The following is a 14,114-nucleotide window of genomic DNA, read 5'->3' on the forward strand; positions in this document are numbered from 1 at the left end:
AAGCCGGTGCAGGCGGCCGCGCTCAAGGGCTTCGTCGAAACCCGCGAGGAGCGCGAGCGCACCGACCGCTTCGTGCTGCGCATCACCGAAATGGATACTGCTGGCCGTGCGCCAACGCTGCATCGCGTCCGCGTCTCCGTCCGGAAGGGCACCGCACCTGCGGTCGGTAGCTTCGTTTCGCTGAAGGCGCGGCTGCAGCCGCCGCTGTCGCCGCTGCGGCCGGGCTCGTATGATTTCGGCCGCGATCTGTACTTCCAGGACATCGCCGCCTCCGGTTTCGCGCTCGGCGCCATCGCGGCGCTCGATCCGCCCGCGGATGGCGGCTGGCGGCTGCGCTATGCGGCGATCATGCAGGGGCTGCGCGATGCGATCGACGGGCGCATCCGCGCCGTGCTCGGCGGCGATCAACGCGCGATCGCAACGGCGCTGCTGACCGGCAAGCGCGATGCGATCTCGACGCCGATCAACGACGCGATGTTCATCTCCGGGCTCGGCCATGTGCTGTCGATTTCCGGCTATCACATGGCGGTGGTCGCCGGCGTGGTGTTCTTCGTGGTACGGGCGCTGCTGGCGCTGGTCCCGGCGCTGACGGTGACGTTTCCGATCAAGAAGGTCGCGGCCGCGGCGGCGCTGATCGCGGCGGCGTTCTATCTGTTGCTGTCGGGGGCGGAAGTTGCGACGCAGCGCAGCTTCCTAATGACCGCGGTGGTGCTGATCGCCGTGATGGTCGACCGCCGCGCGATCACCTTTCGCACGCTGGCGATCGCGGCCCTGGTCGTGCTGCTGATCGCGCCGGAAGCGCTGGTCCATCCCAGCTTCCAGATGTCGTTCGCCGCGACGCTCGGGCTGGTCGCGCTGGTGCAGATCGGCATGCCGGCGTTGTTCGCACGCGCCGATAGCTCGGCGGCGGCGCGCGCGGCGCTGTGGGGCGGGCGCGAGATCGTGATGCTGACATTGGCCTCGCTGATCGCCGGCCTCGCGACGATGCCGTACGCCGCCTATCACTTCCACCGCATCACGCCCTATGGCGTGATCGCCAACCTGCTGGCGATGCCGATGGTGTCGGCGGTGGTGATGCCGGCGGGGCTGCTCGGACTCGCCGCGATGCCGTTCGGCCTCGACGGCGTGTTCTGGCGGATCATGGAGATCGGCATCGACTGGATGATCATGGTGGCGCTGTGGGTCGCGACGCTGCCGGGAGCGGTCGGCCGCATGGCGGCGTTCGGAACCGGGCCGCTGCTGCTGGCGTCGCTGGGCATCGTGCTGTTCGGATTGCTGCAGACGCCGCTGCGCTACGGCGGCGCGCTGCTGCTACTTGCGGCGACGACGTGGGCGCTGATGACGAAGCAGCCGGACATCCTGATCGCCGGCGATGGCCGTCAGGTCGCAGCGCGCGGCGCCGACGGGCGGCTGCGAGTGATGCAGAGCGGGGCGGATGTGTTCCGGCTGAAGGAGTGGCTCGCCGCCGATGCGGATGCCCGCGCGCCGGATGCGGCGTCGCTGCGCGAGGGCGTGTCGTGCGATGCGGATGGCTGCGTCACGGCGCTTTGGGATGGACGGCTGGTGGCGTTGTCGCTGCGCGTCGATGGGGTGGCCGACGACTGCGCGCGGGCGGCGCTGGTGGTCGCGACAACTGCCTCGCCGCCGGACTGCGCGGCGCGGCTGATCGACGCCCAGTTGCTCAAGAGTCGCGGCGCGCTGGCCTTGTGGCAAACCTGGGGCAGGGACGACGGCTTCGCCATCGAGGCGGTGCGGCCGGGCGGTCGCGACCGGCCGTGGGCGCCGGCACCGATCGAAGCCGCGGCAGACGCCTCGCCGCAGCAGGGTACCGCGCGCCCGGCGCCGGTCGACGCCACCCCGGCCGCGCAGGACCAGCGCGACGAGGACTAGCCGGCCGCGTCGAGATCGGCGCGGACCCGGGCGAACACGTCGCGAAACATCTTCGGCGTCAGCACGCCGGTGTTCGTGTTGTAGCGCGAGCAGTGATAGCTGTCGTAGAGGCGCAAGCGTCCGGCGTCGTGCACCGCGCCGTGTCCGAACGGCGCCTGCGCGGCGCGGAGGCCCACCGCCTTGAGCGTCGAGTCATGGGCGATGCGTCCGAGCAGCACGATGGCGCGCAACTTCGGCATCGTCTCGATGGTGGCGGACAGGAAGCGGCGGCAGGTGTTGATTTCGACCGGCAGCGGTTTGTTCTGCGGCGGCACGCAGCGCACCGCGTTGCTGATCCGGCTGCCGACCAGCCGCAGCCCGTCATCGGGGCGCGCCTGATAGTTGCCCTTGGCGAAGCCGTATTCGATCAGCGTGGCGTAGAGCAGGTCGCCGGCATAGTCCCCGGTGAACGGCCGGCCGGTGCGGTTGGCGCCCTGCAGCCCCGGCGCCAGGCCGACGATCAGTAGCGCAGCATCGGCCGTGCCGAAGGAGGGGACCGGGGCGTTGTGCCAGCCGGGTTCGCGCGCCCGATGCTCGCGGCGGAAATCCGCGAGCCTCGGGCACATCGGGCAGTCACGATCGGGTTCGTTGATCGCAGCAAGTACGCCGGCCCGTGGGCCGCGCGTCGGCATCGTCTCAGTCTTCGAAATCGTCGTCTCCGCCCCGCGGCGCCATCGCGGCCGAGCGCTGCAGGAACTGCGGCGCGTGGTGGCGCGGCTCGCGCGGCGGCGGACGGTCGGCCGGGTCGCGGCCGATCTTCGACTGCAGCTCCACCAGATCGGTGAAGATGTCGGCCTGCCGGCGCAGCTCGTCGGCGATCATCGGCGGCTGGCTGGAGATCGTCGAGATCACCGTGACGCGCACGCCGCGGCGCTGCACCGCCTCGACCAGCGAGCGGAAGTCGCCGTCGCCGGAGAACAGCACCATCTGGTCGATATGTTCGGCCAGTTCCATGGCATCGACCGCGAGTTCGATGTCCATGTTGCCCTTGACCTTACGGCGGCCCGAGGCGTCGATGAATTCCTTGGTCGCCTTGGTGACCACGGTGTAGCCGTTGTAGTCGAGCCAGTCGATCAAGGGACGGATCGACGAATATTCCTGATCTTCGATGATGGCGGTGTAGTAAAAGGCCCGGACCAGCGTGCCGCGCCCCTGGAATTCCTTGAGCAGCCGTTTGTAATCGATATCGAAGCCAAGCGTTTTTGCAGTCGCATAAAGGTTGGCGCCATCGATGAAGAGCGCGATTTTGTTGCTCGCAGAGGTGGACATCCAGATCTCTCGTGTTCTGTCGTTAGAGCTTTTGGCGCGGCAGAAAAACCGCGCGTGAAAGGCAAAATGTCACGAATAGCCGTTGGCTTTGGCTGCCGGCACAATCTTCAACCGCACGAAGCATTGGCCGGTATTCTATACTTTTCTTTCTGAAAAGAAGCCTTTTGTTGTCGGACCCGTGTTCGTCCCAGTGGATGGTGTCCCCATCGCCGGACAAAAAGTTCATTATCAGAGTGGGAGGATACGGCCAAATGACAAATTGGTTCTTGCGCATCCCTTCACTGACCTATACCTACGCGCGATAACCCGCAATTTGGTCCTTTTGAACGGAGCGACTGGCGATGGCGCGCGTCACCGTGGAAGATTGTATTGATAAGGTCGACAACCGGTTCGACCTGGTGCTGCTGGCGGCCCACCGCGCTCGCATGATCTCGTCCGGCTCGCAGCTCACAATCGACCGTGACAACGACAAGAATCCCGTTGTTTCGCTTCGAGAAATTGCCGAGCAGACGATCTCGCCGGAAGACCTCAAGGAAGAGCTGGTGCACTCGCTGCAGAAGTTCGTCGAGGTCGACGAGCCGGAACAGGATACCGTTCCGCTGATCGGTTCGGCCGGCGCCAGCGTCGATGCCGACGACACCGAGGTCGCGCTGGAGCGGATGACCGAAGAGGAGCTGCTCAAGGGCCTCGAGGGCCTGGCTCCGCCGGAAGAGCAGCCCGAGGAAGACGAGTAGGGCGCACCGCCGCTCGCGAATGTCCCAATTCCGCACACGGCCCGGATCGCTCCGGGCCGTTTGTTTTTGCGGTCCGCTCACAATGCCTTGCCTTCGATCAAACCTCTGCCGGAATGGCAGCTTTTCCTGATCGTCTATCTTCCCATCAGGTCAAAACGCTTTACTGTTGCTGAAGCGGATTTCCGGAAGATCTGAAGCGAACTTGCGGTGCTTGGCGCCGCGATCGAGGTTTTTAACAATGGCGTCAGGGCGCCGCATGTCGAGGCAGATGGAAGCGATGGCCGATTCGGCGGCACCTGCGGTGGCCGAGCCACCCCCCGCTACGAAGCCACGCGCGCCGCGTGCCCGGATGATGCGGCAATACGACCTCGTCGAGCGGGTCCGGTCGTACAACCCGGACACCGACGAGGACATGCTCAACCGGGCGTATGTCTACGCCATGAAGGCGCATGGCGAGCAGACGCGGGCGTCCGGTGATCCGTATTTCTCGCATCCGCTCGAAGTCGCGGCGATTCTCACCAACCTCAAGCTCGACGATGCCACCATCGTGGCGGCGCTGCTGCACGACACGATCGAGGACACCGAGGCGACCCGGACCGAGATCGACAAGCTGTTCGGCCACGAGATCGGCGCGCTGGTCGAAGGCCTGACCAAGCTGAAGCGGCTCGAACTGGTGTCGCGCGAGGCCAAGCAGGCCGAGAACCTGCGCAAGCTGCTGCTGGCGATCGCCAACGACGTTCGCGTGCTGCTGATCAAGCTCGCCGACCGGCTGCACAACATGCGCACGCTGGATTTCGTGCCGCCGGCGTCGCGCCAGCGCATCGCCGAGGAGACACTCGACATCTACGCGCCGCTCGCAGGCCGCATGGGCATGCAGGAGATGCGCGAGGAACTCGAGGACCTGTCGTTTCGGACGCTCGATCCCGAAGCCTTCGCGGTGGTGATGCAGCGCCTCGACGCGCTCGCCGAGCGCAACCGCAACCTGATCGGCGAGATCGAAACTCAGCTCTCCGCCAACCTTGCCAAGAACGGCCTGACCGCCGAGGTCACCGGCCGGCGCAAGCGGCCGTTTTCGATCTGGACCAAGATGGAGCGCAAGTCGGTCGGCTTCGAGCAGCTGTCCGACATCTACGGCTTCCGCGTCGTACTCGACGACGTGCCGTCGTGCTACCGCGCGCTCGGCGTGGTGCACACCACCTGGCCGATGGTGCCGGGGCGGTTCAAGGACTACATCTCGACGCCGAAGCAGAACGACTACCGGTCGCTGCACACCACGGTGATCGGTCCCGGGCAACAGCGCGTCGAACTGCAGTTCCGCACCCACGACATGAATCAGATCGCCGAATACGGCATCGCCGCGCACGCCTTCTACAAGGACGGCGCCGGTTCGCCGACCGAGCTGCTCAATCGTGAGTCGAACGCGTTCGCCTGGCTGCGGCACACCATCGAGATGCTGTCCGAGGCGCAGAACCCCGAGGAATTCCTCGAGCACACCAAGCTCGAATTGTTCCACGACCAGGTGTTCTGCTTCACCCCGAAGGGCAAGCTGATCGCGCTGCCGCGCGCCGCCAATGTCATCGACTTCGCCTATGCGGTGCACACCGACGTCGGCAACAGCGCGGTGGGCTGCAAGATCAACGGCAAGTTCGCGCCGCTGTCGTCGGAGCTGCAGAACGGCGACGAAGTCGAAGTGCTGACGTCGAGCGTGCAGTCGGCGCCGCCGGCGGCGTGGGAGTCGCTGGCGCGCACCGGCAAGGCGCGGGCGGCGATCCGCCGGGCGACCCGCGCGGCGATGCGCGATCAGTATGCGGGCCTCGGCCGGCGCATCGTCGAGCGGCTGTTTGCGCGCGCCAAGATCGACTACGCCGACGACAAGCTGAAGGGCGCGCTGCCGCGGCTGGCGCGCGCCTCGATCGAAGACGTGATGGCCTCGGTGGGCCGCGGCGAGATGAAGGCGTCCGACGTCGCCCGCGCGATGTACCCCGACTACAAGGAAGAGCGGACCGCACGGTTCGGCGGCAAGAAGCCGGAAAAGCCCGGCATCAAGCCGACGCCCGAGGCCGGCAAGGTCGGGCCGGCCGTCCCGATCGGCGGCATCCATTCGGGGCTGCCGGTGAAGTTCGCGCCGAACGGCGGCGCGGTGCCGGGCGATCGCATCGTCGGCATCGTCTCGCCGGGCGAGGGCATCACCATCTATCCGATCCATTCGCCAGCGCTGAAGGAGTTCGAGGAAGAGCCGGAGCGCTGGCTCGACGTCAAATGGGACATCGACGAGACCACGCCGCAGCGCTTCCCGGCGCGGCTGTTCGTGCAGAACGTCAACGAGCCCGGCAGCCTTGCGCAGATCGCTTCGGTGATCGCCGAGCACGACGGCAATATCGACAACATCAACATGAGCCGGCGCTCGCCGGACTTCACCGAACTCACCATCGATCTCGAGGTCTACGACCTCAAGCATCTCAGCGCCATCATCGCCCAGCTTCGCGCCAAAGCGGTGGTGGCCCATGTCGAGCGCGTCAACGGATGACGCTAGAAGTCGTCCACACGCATCGAGCGTTAGTACGTTTCGTCATTGCAAGCGAAGCGAAGCAATCCAGTGCGTCGTCCACCGAGCTGGATTGCTTCGTCGCTTCGCTCCTCGCAATGACGAAAGATATCCATCCCTAAGTTTGAGCGGTCTACGCCAATGTCCAAAGCTTCTTCGCTTCGCCTCGGAGTGAATATCGATCACGTCGCCACCGTGCGTAACGCACGGGGCGGCCGTCATCCCGATCCGCTGCGCGCGGCGCTGACCGCGATCGAAGCCGGCGCCGACGGCATCACGGCGCATCTGCGCGAAGACCGCCGCCATATCCGCGACAACGACATGGAGCGGCTCAAGGCGGAGATCTCCAAACCGCTGAATTTCGAGATGGCGGCGACGCCCGACATGGTGCGCATCGCGCTCGGCGTGAAGCCGCATGCGGTGTGCCTGGTGCCGGAGCGGCGCGAGGAACTGACCACCGAGGGCGGGCTCGACGTCGTCGGCCAGCGCGACTCGCTGGCGCCGTCGATCGCGCGGTTCAACGATGCCGGCATCCGGGTGTCGCTGTTCATCGCGGCCGATCCGGCGCAGATCGAGATGGCGGCCAAGCTGAAGGCGCCGGCGATCGAACTGCATACCGGCGCGTGGTGCGATGCCATCACCGACGACGAGCCGGCGAGGGCGGCCGAGGAATGGCGGCGCATTGTCGCCGGTGCGGCGCTGGCGCGCTCGGCCGGCCTCGAGGTCCACGCCGGCCACGGGCTCGACTACGCCACCGCCGAGACGATCGCGGCGCTGCCGCAGATCGTGGAACTCAATATCGGTTTCTACATGATCGGCGAGGCGCTGTTCGTCGGCCTCGCGGAGACCGTGAAGGCGATGCGCGCCGCGATGGAGCGTGGCCGGGCCAAGGTCGCCGCCGCATGATCATCGGCATCGGCTCCGACCTGATCGACATCACCCGGATCGCCAAAGTGATCGAGCGCCACGGCGACCGCTTCACCGACCGGATCTTCACCGACACCGAGCGGGCGCGGGCGGCGCGGCGCGACCAGCAGCCGAAGCTGGTGGCCGCCACCTACGCCAAGCGGTTCGCCGCCAAGGAGGCCTGTTCCAAGGCGCTCGGAACCGGCATCCGCCAGGGCGTGTGGTGGCGCGACATGGGGGTGGTCAACCAGCGAGGCGGGCGTCCTACCATGGTGCTGACCGGCGGCGCCAAAGCGCGGCTCGACGCGCTGACCCCGGCCGGCATGACCGCCCAGATCGACCTGTCGATCACCGACGAATGGCCGCTGGCCCAGGCCTTCGTGGTGATCTCGGCGGTCCCGGCGCTCCCGGCCTGATCCTGCCGCAGGCCGGCGTCCGGCGCAGAACTCCCTGATTCGTCATAGCATTAGTGAGTTTTGACCGGACAGTTGATTGCACGCCCCGCGACAACGGTCTACAACCGCGCGGAACCCTCGGCGGGTCGAGTCTACGGTGAGGGAATCCGGATTCCGGCCCCCTGCCGCCAAGCAGTTTCTCATCGCGGAGCGGCTCGCTTCACCTGAGAACTATCGTCCACCGCGCAGCGACCGCGACGGCAATCGGGAAAGCGATGAGCGTGACATCCGGTACGAAATCTGAAGGCGGCATCGGCGAGACGATCCGCGTCGTCATCCATGCCCTCATCATCGCCCTGGTGATCCGCACCTTCCTGTTTCAGCCGTTCAACATCCCGTCCGGCTCGATGAAGGCGACGCTGCTGGTCGGCGACTATCTGTTCGTCTCGAAATACTCCTACGGCTACAGCCACTACTCGATCCCGCTGTCGCCGCCGATCTTCTCCGGGCGGATCTTCGGCTCCGATCCGAACCGCGGCGACGTCGTGGTGTTCCGGCTGCCCAAGGACGACTCCACCGACTACATCAAGCGGGTGATCGGGCTGCCGGGCGACCGCATCCAGATGCGCGAGGGCCGGCTCTACATCAACGACAACCCGGTGCAGCGCGAGCGGCTCGACGACTATGTCGGCGAAGATCCCTGCGGCTCGGAGGCGACCGCGCGCGTCAAGCGCTGGAAGGAAACGCTGCCGAACGGCGTCAGCTACGACACGCTCGATTGCGTCGACAACGGCTTCTACGACAACACCAACGTCTACACCGTGCCGCCCGGGCACTTCTTCATGATGGGCGACAACCGCGACAACTCGACCGACAGCCGCGTGCTGTCCGCCGTCGGCTACGTGCCATACGAGAACATCATCGGCCGCGCCCAGATGATCTTCTTCTCGATCGCCGAGGGCGAGCACGCCTGGCAGATCTGGCGGTGGCCGACCGCGGTGCGCTGGGGACGTATCTTCACGATCGTGCGATGAAAGAGGACGTGAGCAGCATCGACAGCCCGCCGACCGCCAGCGACCAGCCTGCGTCGCCGCCGGCGGCCGAGCAGCCGGCTGGCCGCAAGCGTCGCAGCAGGGCGAAGTCGAAAGCCACGGCGGTCGCGATCGAACAGCGGATCGGCCACAGCTTTGCCGATCCGTCGCTGCTGAACACCGCGCTGACCCACGTCTCGGCACTGAAGTCGGCGCGTAACCGTGCCGACAGCTATCAGCGGCTCGAATTTCTCGGCGACCATGTGCTCGGCCTCGTGGTGTCGGACATGCTGTATCGCGCGTTCCCGAATGCCGACGAGGGCGAATTGTCGAAGCGGCTCGCCGATCTGGTGCGCAAGGAAACCTGCGCCGACGTCGCCCGCAGCCTCGATCTCGACGAGGGCATCCGGCTCGGCACGGTGGGCGCCGGCGCCGGCGCGCGGCTGCGCAAGTCGGTGCTCGGCGACATCTGCGAGGCGGTGATCGGCGCGGTATATCTCGACGGTGGCTATCCGGCCGCGGCCGATTTCGTGCAGCGCAACTGGACCGAGCGGATGAAGAAGCCGGCGCGGTCGCTGCGCGATCCGAAGACGGTGTTGCAGGAATGGGCGCAGGGCAAGGGCCTGCCGACGCCGGTGTATCGCGAGGTCGAGCGCACCGGCCCGCATCACGATCCGCAATTCCGCGTCGCCGTCAGCCTGCCGGGGCTCGAAGATGCCGAGGGCATCGGCGGCAGCAAGCGCGCGGCCGAGAAAGTGGCAGCGTCGGTGATGCTCGCCCGCGAAGGCGTGAGTGGCAGCAACGATGTCTGAACCGATCGAGACGCCTGACGCGAGCAGCCGCTGCGGCTTCGTCGCGCTGATCGGCGCGCCCAATGTCGGCAAGTCGACGCTGGTGAACGCGCTGGTCGGCTCCAAGGTCACCATCGTGTCGCGCAAGGTGCAGACCACGCGCGCGCTGATCCGCGGCATCGTGGTCGAAGGCGCATCGCAGATCATCCTGGTCGACACCCCCGGCATCTTCGCGCCGAAGCGCCGGCTCGACCGCGCCATGGTCAAGACCGCGTGGAGCGGGGCGCACGACGCCGATCTGGTCTGCGTGCTGCTCGACGCCCGCGCCGGTCTCGACGAGCAGGCAGAGGCGATCTTCGACAATCTGCAGAATGTCGCGCGGCCGAAGCTGCTGGTGCTGAACAAGATCGACCTGGTGCCGCGCGAAAAGCTGCTCGGGCTGGCGCAGAAGGCCAACGAGAAGCTGGCGTTCGAGCGCACCTTCATGATCTCGGCGCTGTCCGGCGACGGCGTCGACGATCTGCGCCGCCTGCTGGCCGAGAAGGTGCCGCCGGGGCCGTTCCACTATCCCGAAGACCAGATGTCGGACGCGCCGCTGCGGCATCTCGCGGCGGAGATCACCCGCGAAAAGATCTTCCGCAAGCTGCATCAGGAACTGCCGTATCAGTCGACAGTCGAGACCGACAGCTGGACGGAGCGCAAGGACGGCTCGGTAAAGATCGAGCAGACGATCTTCGTGGAGCGCGAGAGCCAACGTAAGATCGTGCTCGGCGCCGGCGGCGCGACCATCAAGGCGATCGGCGCGGACGCGCGCCGCGAGATCGGCGAGATTCTCGAACAGAAGGTCCACCTGTTCCTGTTCGTGAAGGTGCGGGAGGACTGGGAGAACGACCCGGACCGCTACCGCGAGATGGGCCTGGAGTTTCCCAAGGAATGACCGACGCCACGCCGAGCGTCCCGCGCAACGTCTACTGGTTCGAAGTGCTGCTGCTGGCTTCGCTGACCCTCGACTGCATCTCCGTCGCGTTTCAGGACCGCACCATGGACGCCGACATGTCGGCGAGCGTGATCGCCGCCGCCAACACCATCGCGGCCGGGCTGATCATCCTGCTGACCTATCTGGTCTGGCTCGCCGCCCACGGCCGCAAGAAATGGGCCCGCGCGGTGCTGACCGCGTCGCTGGCGTTTTCGGTGGTGTCGCTGCTGCAGATCATCAGCGCCAGCGGCATCGAGCCCGGGCTGTGGATCGACATCGTATCCTGCGCCCTGACCGGGGCGGGGATCTATCTGTCCTACACCGGCGACGCCCGCGGCTGGTTCACCGCCTGATCCGGCCGCCCCGGCTGCGCGGCGCCGGCAAATCCTGTACGATCCGCGCATGGAATGGAACGACGAGGGCATCATTCTCGGGGTGCGGCGGCATGGCGAATCCGCCGCGATCGTCGAGCTTCTGACCCGCGAGCACGGCCGGCACCTCGGCATGGTGCGCGGCGGCGCGTCGTCGCGGCTGCGGCCGCTGCTGCAGCCCGGCAACAGCGTGCTGGCGGTGTGGCGGGCGCGGCTCGACGAGCATCTCGGCTACTACCAGCTCGAAGGCACACGGCTGCGCGCCGCGACGATGCTGGCGTCGTCGCACGCAGTCTATGGCGTGACGCATCTCGCCTCGCTCGCCCGGCTGCTGCCGGAGCGCGATCCGCATCAAGAGATCTACGAGATGCTCGAGCACACGCTCGACGATTTCGACGACGTCGGCAGGGCGGCGGCGTATCTGATCCGCTTCGAACTGGCGATGCTGGCCGAGCTCGGCTTCGGGCTGGATCTGTCGACCTGTGCGGCCACCGGCACCACGTCTGATCTGATCTACGTCTCGCCGAAATCCGGCGGCGCGGTGTCGCGCACTGCGGGCGAACCGTGGCGCGACAAGCTGCTGCGGCTGCCGGCCTTCCTGCGCGACGAGGACGGCGCGACAGGCTGGTCGGGTGAGGACCTGCGCGACGGCTTTGACCTGACCGGCCGCTTCCTGCTGCGCAACGTGCTGGAGCCGCGCGGGCAGGGGCATTCGGATGCCCGCGACGGCTTCATCAATGCGGTGGCGCGTGCCATGGCGCGGGTCGCGATCCCGTGAGCGCGCGCCGCCGCTTAGACGTAGCGCCGCAGCCGTTGGCCGGGCAGCAGGTCGTAGGGCGCGCGCCAGCCTGGCAGCGCCGCAATCCTGCCGAGCCAGGCCTGCACCTCCGGGTGGCGGGCAGGCAGGTCGAAGCCGGTCTCGTCGTCCGGGAACGACAGATAGGCCATCATCGAGATGTCGGCGATCGTCGGGCTATCGCCGGCCACGAAGGCGTGGTCGCGCAGATGCGTGCCGACGATCGTCAGATAGTCGTCGATCCGCTTGCGGAAATACGCCAGCACCTCGGTGTTGGCCGACGGCATGAAGGTGCGGGCGAACCGATAGGTTGCGGCGTAACTGCTGAGCTTGTGGTTGTCCCAGAACAGCCAGCGCAGCACCTCGAATTTTTCGTCTGCGGTGCCGCCGCCGAACCGGCCGTAGCGCTCGGCGAGTTGCAGCAGGATCGGCGCCGTCTGCGTCAGCCGCGCGCCATCCTCTTCGAGCACCGGGATCTCGCCCATCGCATTGACGCGCGCGCGCCATTCGGGCGTCCGGGTGATGCCGCTGCCGAAATCGGTCCAGACCGGCTCGAAGCTCTGGCCGCACAGCGTCAGCATCAGGGCCAGCTTGTAGCTGTTTCCGGATTCGGGAAAATAGTGCAGGCGATAGGCGGGCATTCGGCCTCCTTGCCGGGGCGTGCCGTCACATGGCCCCGTCCGGGTGTTTAAGATTGTGGAACACAAGATTCGGAAAACAGAACAAATGTTCTGTCTAGAGTTCGTTCAGAATCGAGCGGCTGTCAATCGATGGATATGATCGAGCCGGAAACCAATGCGCGTGAGCGCGAGGTGATGGACGCGACGCTGCGCCTGATCGGGCGCGGCGGGCTCAAGGCTGTCACGCATCGGGCCGTGGCGGCCGAGATCGGGATGTCGCTGGGCGCGATCACGCATCGCTACGGCACGCGTGATCTGCTGGTCGAGGCCGCGCTGAATTTCGCCTTGACGCGTGAGGTGGCACGGCTGCGCGCGCTGGCGCTGAAGCTGCAAAGCGATGCGCTCGATCTCGAGGCGTGGATCGATGCGCTGGTCGGCTGGTACGCCAAAGAGCTCGATAGCGAAGGCGAGATTCACATCGCCTGCTACGAGGCCTTTCTGGCCGCGGCGCGCGACGACCGGTATCGGCCGATCGTCGCCGAATGGCATCAGACCTGGCGACGCAGCGCCGAGCTGGCACTGGCCGCAGCGGGGTCGCGCGCGCCGGAGCTGCACGCCGGGATCTTCGTCTCCGCCGTGGTCGGTGTCGTGCTGGAGCAGCTCGCAGCTCCGCGGCGGAGCTTCAAGAAGGAGACGCGAGCCGCCTTGCTTGAACTGGTGCGCGGCTTGATCGGAAAACGCTGACGTTATTGCGAGCACCCGGATCGGCGCTTCGCGCCGTCCGGGCACAGGCTCCGCGAAGCAATCCAGCGGCCGCACGCACGGGACTCTGGATTGCTTCGTCGCTTCGCTCCTCGCAATGACCGAGGGGGTGTCTTAAGCCTTCAACGCCGCAGCAATTGTCGCCGCCAGCGGTGTGGTCGGGCGGCCGATCAGGCGGCCGAGGTCGCCGCCGGCGTCGTTCAACGCGCCCGTTGCGGCGCCGGCGTCGGAATCGGCCAGCAGGGCGGCGAATGGCTCGGGCAGGCCGGCGCCGACCAGTGCGGCCTTGTAGTCGGCTTCCGGCAGGTTCTGATAGACCACGGTCTTGCCGCTCTGCCGGCTCAGCTCGGCCGCGAACTCGGTCAGCGTGTAGGCGGCGTCGCCGGCGAGCTCATAGATGCGGCCGGCAGGCGGGGCGTCGGCGGTCAGCACCTTGACGGCGGCCTCGGCGTAGTCGGCGCGCGCCGCGGAGGCGATGCGGCCGTCGCCGGCGCTGCCGAGCAGCACGCCATGCGCGAGCGCGGCCGGGATCGATGCCGCGTAGTTCTCGCTGTACCAGCCGTTGCGGAGCAGGGCGTAGGGCAGGCCGGAGGCTTTCAGCGCCGCTTCGGTCTGGCGATGCTCTTCGGCGAGGCCGAGCGGCGAGGTGTCGGCATGGAGCAGGCTGGTGTAGGCAAGCAGCTTGACGCCGGCCTGCTTGGCCGCGTCGATCGCGTTGCTGTGCTGGACGGCGCGCTGGCCGATCTCGCTCGAGGAGATCAGCAGCGCCCGGTCGACGCCGGCGAACGCCGCCGTGAGGGTCTCGGGGCGGCCGTAGTCGCCCTTATGGACGTGCAGGCCGCGCGCGGCGAACTCCGCCGCGGCCTTGTCGCTGCGGACCAGCACGCCGATCTGGGCAGCCGGGACGGTCTTGAGCAGGCCGTCGACGACGAGCCGGCCGAGCTGGCCGCTGGCGCCGGTGACGAGGAAACGGGAGGCGGACATCAGGA

Annotated in this window: 15 protein-coding genes; 11 read left to right on the forward strand and 4 right to left on the reverse strand. The window is 67.1% G+C overall.

Annotation, left to right across the window (positions count from 1 at the left end; genetic code table 11):
* A partial coding sequence (locus IP86_RS12260; protein WP_054162813.1) for a ComEC/Rec2 family competence protein occupies positions 1 to 1,890 on the forward strand: 1,890 nt, incomplete at its 5' end.
* Here IP86_RS12260 and IP86_RS12265 read toward each other — a convergent pair.
* Both IP86_RS12265 and IP86_RS12270 read right to left on the reverse strand, forming a co-directional pair.
* Positions 1,887 to 2,561: a uracil-DNA glycosylase gene (locus IP86_RS12265; RefSeq protein ID WP_054162814.1), complete on the reverse strand. Its 675-nt coding sequence runs from the start codon at positions 2,559 to 2,561 to the stop codon at positions 1,887 to 1,889. The genes IP86_RS12260 and IP86_RS12265 overlap by 4 nt on opposite strands.
* Before the next feature lie 4 nt (positions 2,562 to 2,565).
* Positions 2,566 to 3,198, reverse strand: coding sequence for a LabA-like NYN domain-containing protein (locus IP86_RS12270; RefSeq protein ID WP_054162815.1), 633 nt, complete (start codon positions 3,196 to 3,198; stop codon positions 2,566 to 2,568).
* 341 nt (positions 3,199 to 3,539) lie between these two features.
* On the opposite strand from IP86_RS12270, the gene rpoZ reads away from it, so the two are divergent.
* From rpoZ to recO, 9 genes are all read left to right on the forward strand, one after another.
* Positions 3,540 to 3,932, forward strand: coding sequence for a DNA-directed RNA polymerase subunit omega (gene rpoZ / locus IP86_RS12275; RefSeq protein ID WP_054162816.1), 393 nt, complete (start codon positions 3,540 to 3,542; stop codon positions 3,930 to 3,932).
* 238 nt (positions 3,933 to 4,170) lie between these two features.
* On the forward strand, positions 4,171 to 6,459 hold the full coding sequence (locus tag IP86_RS12280; RefSeq protein WP_054162817.1) for a RelA/SpoT family protein: 2,289 nt from the start codon (positions 4,171 to 4,173) through the stop codon (positions 6,457 to 6,459).
* 159 nt (positions 6,460 to 6,618) lie between these two features.
* Positions 6,619 to 7,383, forward strand: coding sequence for a pyridoxine 5'-phosphate synthase (locus IP86_RS12285; RefSeq protein ID WP_054162818.1), 765 nt, complete (start codon positions 6,619 to 6,621; stop codon positions 7,381 to 7,383).
* Positions 7,380 to 7,799, forward strand: a complete 420-nt coding sequence (gene acpS / locus IP86_RS12290; RefSeq protein ID WP_054162819.1) for a holo-ACP synthase — start codon at positions 7,380 to 7,382, stop codon at positions 7,797 to 7,799. Before IP86_RS12285 ends, acpS begins: the two co-directional genes overlap by 4 nt.
* Before the next feature lie 254 nt (positions 7,800 to 8,053).
* Complete coding sequence (gene lepB, locus IP86_RS12295; protein WP_054162820.1) at positions 8,054 to 8,812, forward strand: signal peptidase I; 759 nt, start codon at positions 8,054 to 8,056, stop codon at positions 8,810 to 8,812.
* Complete coding sequence (rnc, locus tag IP86_RS12300) at positions 8,809 to 9,621, forward strand: ribonuclease III (RefSeq protein ID WP_054162821.1); 813 nt, start codon at positions 8,809 to 8,811, stop codon at positions 9,619 to 9,621. The genes lepB and rnc overlap by 4 nt, the downstream gene beginning before the upstream one ends.
* Positions 9,614 to 10,537 carry a GTPase Era gene (gene era / locus IP86_RS12305; protein WP_054162822.1) on the forward strand — a complete coding sequence of 308 codons (924 nt, stop codon included), beginning with the start codon at positions 9,614 to 9,616 and terminating at the stop codon, positions 10,535 to 10,537. The genes rnc and era overlap by 8 nt, the downstream gene beginning before the upstream one ends.
* A complete protein-coding gene (locus IP86_RS12310) occupies positions 10,534 to 10,929 on the forward strand; it encodes a hypothetical protein (protein ID WP_054162823.1) in 396 nt (131 codons plus the stop codon). Before era ends, IP86_RS12310 begins: the two co-directional genes overlap by 4 nt.
* A 49-nt stretch (positions 10,930 to 10,978) precedes the next feature.
* A complete protein-coding gene (recO, locus tag IP86_RS12315) occupies positions 10,979 to 11,725 on the forward strand; it encodes a DNA repair protein RecO (RefSeq protein WP_054162824.1) in 747 nt (248 codons plus the stop codon).
* Positions 11,726 to 11,739: 14 nt separating this feature from the next.
* On the opposite strand, the gene IP86_RS12320 is transcribed toward recO, so the two are convergent.
* Positions 11,740 to 12,384 (reverse strand): glutathione S-transferase family protein, encoded by a 645-nt coding sequence (locus tag IP86_RS12320; protein ID WP_054162825.1) that lies wholly within the window; start codon positions 12,382 to 12,384, stop codon positions 11,740 to 11,742.
* 129 nt (positions 12,385 to 12,513) lie between these two features.
* On the opposite strand from IP86_RS12320, the gene IP86_RS12325 reads away from it, so the two are divergent.
* Positions 12,514 to 13,107: a TetR/AcrR family transcriptional regulator gene (locus tag IP86_RS12325; protein WP_054162826.1), complete on the forward strand. Its 594-nt coding sequence runs from the start codon at positions 12,514 to 12,516 to the stop codon at positions 13,105 to 13,107.
* 132 nt (positions 13,108 to 13,239) lie between these two features.
* On the opposite strand, the gene IP86_RS12330 is transcribed toward IP86_RS12325, so the two are convergent.
* Positions 13,240 to 14,109 carry an SDR family oxidoreductase gene (locus IP86_RS12330; protein WP_054162827.1) on the reverse strand — a complete coding sequence of 290 codons (870 nt, stop codon included), beginning with the start codon at positions 14,107 to 14,109 and terminating at the stop codon, positions 13,240 to 13,242.
* Positions 14,110 to 14,114: the final 5 nt, after the last annotated feature.

Source organism: Rhodopseudomonas sp. AAP120 (genome assembly GCF_001295845.1).
In the GTDB taxonomy this organism is placed as follows: Bacteria; Pseudomonadota; Alphaproteobacteria; order Rhizobiales; family Xanthobacteraceae; genus Rhodopseudomonas.

Bases quoted from the DNA above. Each gene is read 5' to 3' on its own strand.
- IP86_RS12265 (WP_054162814.1), bottom strand. From the start codon at position 2,561: ATGCCGACGCGCGGCCCACGGGCCGGCGTACTTGCTGCGATCAACGAA.
- IP86_RS12270 (WP_054162815.1), bottom strand. From the start codon at position 3,198: ATGTCCACCTCTGCGAGCAACAAAATCGCGCTCTTCATCGATGGCGCC.
- rpoZ (WP_054162816.1), top strand. From the start codon at position 3,540: ATGGCGCGCGTCACCGTGGAAGATTGTATTGATAAGGTCGACAACCGG.
- IP86_RS12280 (WP_054162817.1), top strand. From the start codon at position 4,171: ATGGCGTCAGGGCGCCGCATGTCGAGGCAGATGGAAGCGATGGCCGAT.
- IP86_RS12285 (WP_054162818.1), top strand. From the start codon at position 6,619: ATGTCCAAAGCTTCTTCGCTTCGCCTCGGAGTGAATATCGATCACGTC.
- acpS (WP_054162819.1), top strand. From the start codon at position 7,380: ATGATCATCGGCATCGGCTCCGACCTGATCGACATCACCCGGATCGCC.
- lepB (WP_054162820.1), top strand. From the start codon at position 8,054: ATGAGCGTGACATCCGGTACGAAATCTGAAGGCGGCATCGGCGAGACG.
- rnc (WP_054162821.1), top strand. From the start codon at position 8,809: ATGAAAGAGGACGTGAGCAGCATCGACAGCCCGCCGACCGCCAGCGAC.
- era (WP_054162822.1), top strand. From the start codon at position 9,614: ATGTCTGAACCGATCGAGACGCCTGACGCGAGCAGCCGCTGCGGCTTC.
- IP86_RS12310 (WP_054162823.1), top strand. From the start codon at position 10,534: ATGACCGACGCCACGCCGAGCGTCCCGCGCAACGTCTACTGGTTCGAA.
- recO (WP_054162824.1), top strand. From the start codon at position 10,979: ATGGAATGGAACGACGAGGGCATCATTCTCGGGGTGCGGCGGCATGGC.
- IP86_RS12320 (WP_054162825.1), bottom strand. From the start codon at position 12,384: ATGCCCGCCTATCGCCTGCACTATTTTCCCGAATCCGGAAACAGCTAC.
- IP86_RS12325 (WP_054162826.1), top strand. From the start codon at position 12,514: ATGGATATGATCGAGCCGGAAACCAATGCGCGTGAGCGCGAGGTGATG.
- IP86_RS12330 (WP_054162827.1), bottom strand. From the start codon at position 14,109: ATGTCCGCCTCCCGTTTCCTCGTCACCGGCGCCAGCGGCCAGCTCGGC.